Source organism: Streptomyces sp. NPDC000229, assembly GCF_040300825.1.
In the GTDB taxonomy this organism is placed as follows: Bacteria; Actinomycetota; Actinomycetes; order Streptomycetales; family Streptomycetaceae; genus Streptomyces.
Genome location: NZ_JBEPEL010000017.1, coordinates 89,916 through 96,817, shown reverse-complemented (window position 1 = coordinate 96,817; position 6,902 = coordinate 89,916). Strand labels below are relative to the sequence as shown.

The following is a 6,902-nucleotide window of genomic DNA, read 5'->3' as shown; positions in this document are numbered from 1 at the left end:
GGTGCCGTGCATCGCAAGGCGGAGGAGGGAGCCACTGCGGAGCATTGGCGCGGCGACAACGCCGCGAGGTGCGGTGTCCAGGCGCCACGAGCCCAGCAAGATCCGAACGAGAGGCCCTAGTGGCCGGCGGGCGGCGCGAACTCCTCACCGCGGTTGTTCTGGGTGCGCAGCCGGTTGTGCCCGAAGCGGTCCTCGCCGGAGACCAGGACACTGCCGTACTTCTCGAGGTTGAAGTGGGCGCCGTGGGCGGTGAAGCCGTCCTGGTCGGGGTAGACCCGCACGTGGGTGGGCACGTAGCGGCCGGCGATGGCGAACCGCGTCTCGCGCTCGGTGGTGTTGGGCAGGGAGCCGTGGACGCAGTTGGCGGTGAAGATGACGGCCTCGCCCGGCTTCATCTCCAGTTCGACGACGTCCTCCTCGGCCGGCTTCCAGCCGGGCTCGATGGAGAAGTCGGAGAAGTCGTAACCGAAGAAGTCGGTGTCGACGGCCGTCACGTCGTAGTCGCCGTCGCGGCCCTGCTTGGTGTGCTTGCGCTCGTCGAAGTACCAGTTGCGGTGCGAGCCACGGACGAACCGCATGCACCCGGTGTCCTTCGTCGCCGGCGTGAACGTCGTCCACACCGTGATGTCGATGAAGGCGTTCCACTCGGACTCCGTCGGCAGCAGCTGCGGCTTGCCGTTGGCGTAGCTGTAGTCGCGCACCTGGTGCCACTCGGTGCCGCTGGAACCCGGGAACTTCGGGAAGAACTCGGTGCGCCACAGCAGGACGTCCGGACCGAGGATCGCCGTCAGGTACTTGATGATCGTCGGGTGCATGATGTGGCTGGACAGGTGCGAGATGTCGTAGTGACGGTCGTAGTTGACGCTGTTCGGGTAGAGCGCCTTGGACCGGTCCTGGTTCTGGATACGGATCTCGCGGATGATCTCCGCGGCCTCCTCGGGCTCGTAGAGCTTGATCGGGCCGACGAATCCGTTCTCGGTGAAGCTGCGGATGTCGTCCTTGATGTCGTCGGGGACGATCGCGTTTCCTGCCACCTGTGCGTGGGGCAGCGGGAGCGGAGCGGTTTCCGTCATGGTGAGAGCAACTTCCTTGAGTGGGTGGATGGATACGCGCGGTCACGCGGACCGTGCGTGGGGTACGGACCCGGGTCCGGAACCGGACGGGGTAAGGACCCGGAGTTGGTGGGTGCGGTTGGGGCTCTTTTGGCCTCCGCACGATGAACGGCACTTTGGCTATGGAGCCGAAATCCATTCGGCTACAAGGACCTGGTGCCGATAGTGGGGGTGACTGGTCGTCAGGTCGGCCGCGGGCGCACTGGCGCGCGGCTCATCCGGCGCGCCGCGCCAGCGCCCGCCGGTCGACCTTGCCGTTGGGGCTGAGGGGGAAGGCCGGCACCGCCACGAACGCCTTGGGCACCAGATGGCGCGGGTGGGCGGCCAGGAGCTCGGACCGCAGGGCGCGGCTGTCCAGTTCGGCGGGGCGGCCCCCGGCGCCCGGCTCCGGCAGCACGAAGGCCACCAGGTGGGCCTCCTCGCCGCCCGGCTCGCCGCCGGCGACCAGGGCGACCGCGTCCTGGACCCCGCGGCAGGAGCGCACCGCGTTCTCGACCTCTCCCAGGTCGATGCGCATACCGCGGATCTTGACCTGCGCGTCGACACGTCCGACGCACATCAGCTCGCCGTCGTCGCGGACATAACCCATGTCGCCGGTGCGGTAGAGCGCCACGTCCCGCCCGTCGCCGAGGCGTGCGGTGATGAACCTTTCCGCGTTCAGCGCGGGAGCGTTGAGATACCCGGCGCCTATGCCGGCGCCCGCGATGCATATCTCCCCGGTCTCCCCGGTCGCCACGCTCCGGAGTTCCTCGTCGAGGATGTACAGGTCAGTATTGTTCACCGGCCGGCCGATGGGAACACCCCGGACAGCATAATCGGGATAGTCCGTCAGCACATGGAAAGAGGAAACGTCCGTGCATTCGGCCACGCCGTAGACATTGACAATTTTCCCTGAGCTCGAGTAATTCTTGGCCCAGTTTTCCATACGGCTCACCGTGAACGGCTCGCCGCCGACGAATGCATGCTGAAGCGGGTCGAGGATTTTCCCGCCCGATTCCTCATCGCGCTGGAGAAGCAGATAGAGCGCGCTCGGCGCACAGTGCAGGGTGCGGATTTTCTGTTCCCTGATGATCCGGGAGGCCATCAGGACGTCGAAGCTGCGACTGGGCAGCAGATGCAGCGTCGCGCCCGAGAACAGCGGCGCCATGAGGCTTCGTTGACTGATGTCGAAGCCGAAGGAGCTGATCATCAGGTTGCTGGAGTCGGCGTCGAGGCCGAATTCGCCGGTGAGCCACTCCAGCAGGTTGTACCAGCCACGATGCCGTACGGCGGTGGCTTTGGGAGCACCGGTGGAACCCGACGTGAACACTACGTAGCAGACCGCGTCGACGTCGACGTCGACCTCGGGCGCCGTGGCCGGGAAGCCGTCCAGGTCCAGAGCGGCGATGTCCACGCGCTTGTCGGCGCAGTGCTCCACGAGGGACGTCGTCGCAGGTGAGACGGCGATCAGGTCGGCGTGGGCGAGCTGCTCCGTCATCAGCCGGAGCCGCTCTGCCGGGTAGGAGGGGTCGAGCGGCGCGTACCCGGCGCCGACCTTGAGTGCGGCGAGCAGGGTGAGCACGAGTTCCGCGGAACGGTCGAGGCACAGGCCCACGACCGAGCCGGGGCCCACACCACGGGCCAGCAGGAAGTGCGCCAGCCGGTTCGCCCGTTCGTTCAGCTCCCCGTAGGTGTAGGACACCTCGCCGCACACGAGCGCCGGCCGCTCCGGCCGGGCCTCGGCATGGGATTCGAACACCTGATGGACGGGGGTTGCGGGGGATGTCGTCAAGCGGCCCTGAAGTCGCATTGTCTTTCTCTCAGCTAGTTCCTGAAAAGGGATGAGCTCAGTGCAATGGATTCCAAGCCGGGCACTTGGTGTCGCCCTGCGTTCAAAGCTGATCACAGCCCAGAAGCGGGTGTCAATCAGTTCCGGTTCGCCGGGCAACCGGTTGCACTACGCTCCGTAATGGTCAATAGAGCCCTTGCTGTTGGCATAGGCCGTCGGCTGACACGCTGTGTGAAAAAGGCGCCCAGCGGGCCGCTGAAATCGTCCCGGCAACTCTCACATTTTGAGACCGGCCCGGCCGTGAAGGATCACACGGGACAGGAATGCGTCCGTCCGGCATGTTTCCGGGCATAGCCATGACGCAATACACCACATTGAATTCAGCCACGATTCATGACCGAAATCGGCCGGGCAGCGCCCTGGCGGCGGGCGCGTCCGCCGCCAGGGCGAACACGCGCCGGTGCCCCGCCGGCGTCAGGCCCGCAGGGCCTCCGCGATCCAGCCATGGACCCGCTCCGCCTGCTGGAACACGGCGAAGTGCCCCCCGCGGAGGGTGTGCCAGGTGAAGGCAGCCGTGGTCTGGTGCTCCCACGCCGCCGCCTGGTCCAGGTCGGCCCGTGGGTCCTCGTCGGCGGCGAAGACGGTTATCGGACAGTCCAGCGGGGGCTCGTGGACGTAGTGGTACGTCTCGTTCACCGCGAAGTCCGCGATCAGCAGGGGATGCAGCATGCGCAGCAGGCCCGGATCGGACAGGACCTGTTCCGGAGTGCCCCCGAGCCGGCGCAGCACGTCGGCCAGCTCCGGGACGGAGAGGCCGCGCAGCCGCGTCTGGTCCATGGGTATCTGTGGCGCCCGGCGGCCCGCGACGAACAGGTGGACCGGTGGTGGCGCGTGCATCCTGCGCAGCTGGCGGCACAGCTCGAAGGCCGACAGGGCCCCGGTGCTGTGGCCGAACACCGCGTACGGGGTGAGGGGTTCCTGGGACAGCGAAGCCGCCAGGTCGGCGACCAGGGGGCCGACCTGTGTCTCCGGCGGCTCCCGGCGCCGGGTCTCACGGCCCGGTGGCTGCACCGGGCACACCGCGATTTGGGAGGACATCCCCTCCCCCCAGGCGCGGTAGGACGACGCGCCCGCGCCCGCGTGCGGCAGGCACAGCAGTCGCAGTTCGGCGTCGGCCCCGGTGCCGAAGGGCAGCCACGGGTTCTTGGTGGCGGTCGGTCTCATCGCTCTCCCTGCGCAGTGGTGACCGCCGCGTTGCCGGGGTCGCCCACCGGCGCGGTCACGATCTCCGAGGCCGGCGGAGCGGTCCCGCCGGCCGCCGCCTTGTCCCTGCCCGGCAGGCTCACCACGAGGAGCCCCACCACCAGCAACGCGGTGGCGGCGATCATCGGCGCGGTGAACGGCTCGTGCAGGACGACGAGGGCCAGCACCGCCGCCGCCAGCGGCTGGGCGAGGCCCACGGACGCGGCCGTGCGTGCCGCCGTGTACTGAAGGCCCGCGACGAACGCCAGGTAGGGCAGCGCCGTGCCCACCACGGCCAGCCAGGCCACGATCGCCACACTGCGGGTGTCGCCCAGCGACCCGTAGTCCGCGCCGAGCAGGATCGGGGCGAGCATCACTCCGCCGATGGTGAGCGACGTACGCACCACGAACGTGCGCGGAACCCCCGTCTTGACCAGCGCTCCCGTGGTGGCGGAGTACCCGGCGTAACACGCGCCGCACAGCACCGCGAGCGCCACGCCGCCCATCCTGAGCGACTCGCCGCCGTCGAACGTCAGCAGGAAGACCCCGGCGACGGCCAGAGCGGTGCCCACGTACCAGCGCGACGAGGGCCGTTCACCACGGGACAGCCAGTCGATGACCGCCGCGCACAGCGGCGCGCTCGTCAGGACGGTCAGCGTGCCGAGGGCCGCGCCGGTCATCCGTACGGAGAAGAAGAAGAAGATCTGGAACGCCGCCGTGCAGACGCCGGCCAGGCAGATGATGCCCTTCTGCCGCCGGTTCAGGGCCCGCCACCCGGCGCCGCCCCGCTGGGACGCGAACAACAGGGTCAGGCAGAGAACGGCGGCACCCAGCGTCAGCCGCAGCGTGGCGATGGTCGCCGGGGACACGTCGGGCAGAAGCTGGCCGGCGATGCCCGTGGTGCTCCACATCAGAGCGGCCGCCAGCACCAGAAGGGGGCCGGTGTGCCGCCCTAATGAAGGCTCGGAGTGATCAACTTGCTCGTTGCTACTGTCCATGAGCCAGATGCTGACAGGAAGTTCGACGGTCGTACAGCGTGCCCGCAACACGTGCGCTAGGTTGGGCCTCATGCCGAATTTCGATGAGATCAACGAGCGCCTGACTGTCGAGTTGCAGAAGAATGCGCGCCGGAGCAACCGCGAACTGGCCAGAACGCTCGGCATCGCCGACTCCACCTGCCTCGAACGCGTGCGCAGCCTCCAGGACGAGGGGATCATCACCGGCTACCACGCGGAGGTGAACCTCGACGCACTGGACCGGGGACTGCGCGCGATACTCGCCGTACGGATCCACCCCAAGAGCCGCGACGCCGTGGAGTCCTTCCGCCAGTTCGTCCTCGGTCTGCCCGAGGTGCTCGACGTCTTCGTGGTGACCGGCAGCGACGACTTCCAGATCCTCGTCGCGGTGAAGGACCCCCAGCGGCTGGAGGACTTCGTCCTGGACCGCATCGCCCAGTACCCGGCCGTCGCCGACGTCCGCGCCTCGCTGGTCTACGAACACCTCCGGCGCCGGCCCGTCCAGCTCCTCAAGGATTCCAAGAACCGCCGGTCACCCGGCTACCCCGCCTGACGGCCCTACGCGGCGGCGAACACCCCCGCTGTTTCCGCCGCGTGGGCGCGCAGCCGGTGGACCGGGCCGAAGAGCAGTCCGTCGGCGGTAGCCCGCTTGAAGTACAGGTGCGCCTCGTGCTCCCAGGTGAAGCCGATGCCGCCGTGCAGCTGGATGCCCTCGGCGGTGACGGTGTGCTGCGCCTCCAGACACTGGGCGAGCGCCAGTGCCCCGGCGGCCGGGTCCCAGGCCGCGTAGTACGCCGCCGAACGCGCCGCCTGCACCCGCACGTACAGGTCGGCCAGCCGGTGCCTGACCGCCTGGAACGAGCCGATGGCCCGCCCGAACTGCTGCCGCTGCCGTACGTATGCGACGGTCCGCTCCAGCACCCGGCCCGCCGCCCCCGCCGCCTCCGCGGCGAGGGCGGCCGCCGCCTCGCACCCGGTCGCGGCGAGCGCGTCCGGCACGTCCGCCGCGTCTCCGTCCCCGCCCAGCAACTCGGCCTCGGTGTCGTGGAGTTCCACGCGGGCGAGGGGCCGTGTCTCGTCGAGCGCCGTCAGCCGGACGCGCACGAGGCCGGCCGCCTCCGCCCGTACGAGGAAGAGCAGCGTGCGGGCACGGGGGTAGCCCCCCGTGTGCGCGGCGACCAGCAGCAGGCCGGCGCTGTGCCCGTCCAGGACCTGCCCCACCTCCCCGTACAGCCGCCACGTCCCGCCGCCGGCCCGGCGGGCCTGCACACCCCCGGCCCGTCCGCCCCCGGCCCACTCACCGGCCCGGTTGTCGCCGGTCAGGGCGAGCGCCCGGGGCAGCGGCGCGGCGGCGAGCGTGGCGGTCAGGGACCCGTCCGCGATGCGCGGCAGCAGCTCCGACCGCTGCGCCCCGGTGCCGAGCCGGGTGATCAGCGGGACGGCGAGCACGGCGGTGGCGAGGAGCGGTGAGGGGGCCAGGGCGCGGCCGGTCTCCTCGGCGGCGAGGGCCAGTTCGGCGATGCCGCAGCCGACGCCTCCGTACGCCTCGGGCAGCGCGAGTCCCGGCAGCCCGAGCCGCTGCGACAGCAGGGCCCACAGGCCGGCGTCGTACCCGGCATCGGTCCCGGTCGCGGCCCTGACCTCGTCGATTCCGCAGTGCTTGGCGAGCAGTTCGCGCAGGGTGCGGCGGATCGCGTCCTGTTCGGCGGTGAAGGCGGCGTCCATGGGGCTCCCTTTCTGACGGGGCGTCATGCTAGGTGCCGT

The 6,902-nt window shown here is 69.8% G+C and carries 6 protein-coding genes; 1 reads left to right on the top strand and 5 read right to left on the bottom strand.

What is annotated here, in order from left to right; genetic code table 11:
- Positions 1-116 precede the first annotated feature (116 nt).
- The 4 genes from ABT360_RS12300 to ABT360_RS12285 form a co-directional block, all read right to left on the bottom strand.
- Complete coding sequence (locus ABT360_RS12300; protein WP_344357303.1) at positions 117-1,073, bottom strand: chlorinating enzyme; 957 nt, start codon at positions 1,071-1,073, stop codon at positions 117-119.
- A 253-nt stretch (positions 1,074-1,326) separates the two neighbouring features.
- Positions 1,327-3,039 carry an amino acid adenylation domain-containing protein gene (locus ABT360_RS12295; protein WP_351814190.1) on the bottom strand — a complete coding sequence of 571 codons (1,713 nt, stop codon included), beginning with the start codon at positions 3,037-3,039 and terminating at the stop codon, positions 1,327-1,329.
- A 315-nt stretch (positions 3,040-3,354) separates the two neighbouring features.
- Positions 3,355-4,104, bottom strand: coding sequence for a thioesterase II family protein (locus ABT360_RS12290; protein WP_351814188.1), 750 nt, complete (start codon positions 4,102-4,104; stop codon positions 3,355-3,357).
- On the bottom strand, positions 4,101-5,120 hold the full coding sequence (locus ABT360_RS12285) for a DMT family transporter (protein WP_351814186.1): 1,020 nt from the start codon (positions 5,118-5,120) through the stop codon (positions 4,101-4,103). Before ABT360_RS12285 ends, ABT360_RS12290 begins: the two co-directional genes overlap by 4 nt.
- A gap of 70 nt (positions 5,121-5,190) precedes the next feature.
- On the opposite strand from ABT360_RS12285, the gene ABT360_RS12280 reads away from it, so the two are divergent.
- Positions 5,191-5,691: an Lrp/AsnC family transcriptional regulator gene (locus ABT360_RS12280; RefSeq protein WP_351814184.1), complete on the top strand. Its 501-nt coding sequence runs from the start codon at positions 5,191-5,193 to the stop codon at positions 5,689-5,691.
- Between the two features lie 5 nt (positions 5,692-5,696).
- Here ABT360_RS12280 and ABT360_RS12275 read toward each other — a convergent pair whose 3' ends face one another.
- Entirely contained in the window at positions 5,697-6,863 is a 1,167-nt protein-coding gene (locus tag ABT360_RS12275; protein WP_351814182.1) for an acyl-CoA dehydrogenase family protein, read from the bottom strand.
- Between the last annotated feature and the right edge of the window lie 39 nt (positions 6,864-6,902).